The following is a 563-nucleotide window of genomic DNA, read 5'->3' as shown; positions in this document are numbered from 1 at the left end:
TGCTGGATGGCACCGGAAATGCCGACGGCGATATAGAGCTGCGGCGCAACCACCTTGCCGGTCTGGCCGACCTGCCAGTCGTTCGGGGCATAGCCCGCATCGACCGCAGCACGGCTTGCACCGACGGCAGCACCGAGCTTGTCGGCCACCGGCAGGATGACTTCCTGGAACTTTTCCGCAGACCCGAGGGCGCGGCCGCCCGAGATGATGATCTTGGCCGACGTCAGTTCCGGACGATCCGATGAGGACAGTGCGTCCTTGACGAAGGTCGAGAGACCGGGGTTTGCGGCAGCCGAGATGGTTTCGACCGAAGCCGAGCCGCCGTCGGCAGCCGAGGCGAAGGACGCCGTGCGCACGGTGATGACTTTTTTGACCTCGCCCGACTGTACAGTCTGGATGGCATTGCCGGCATAGATCGGCCGCTTGAACGTATCGGCAGATACGACTTCGGTGATTTCGGAGATCTGGGCAATGTCGAGCAGGGCTGCGACGCGCGGCAGGACGTTCTTGCCGGTCGAGGTGGCGGCCGAGATGATGGTGTCATAGGACCCGGCGAGCGATAC

1 protein-coding gene is annotated in these 563 nt (G+C 63.8%); it reads right to left on the bottom strand.

Annotation, left to right across the window (positions count from 1 at the left end; genetic code table 11):
• On the bottom strand, positions 1 to 563 hold a 563-nt coding region (locus tag ACP7E0_RS35075), incomplete at both ends, for an electron transfer flavoprotein subunit alpha/FixB family protein (RefSeq protein WP_426131988.1).

Source organism: Pararhizobium sp. PWRC1-1, assembly GCF_049897905.1.
Taxonomy (GTDB): domain Bacteria; phylum Pseudomonadota; class Alphaproteobacteria; order Rhizobiales; family Rhizobiaceae; genus Pararhizobium.
Note: the sequence above shows the minus strand (reverse complement) of the source record. Positions and strands in the feature narration are given on the sequence as shown.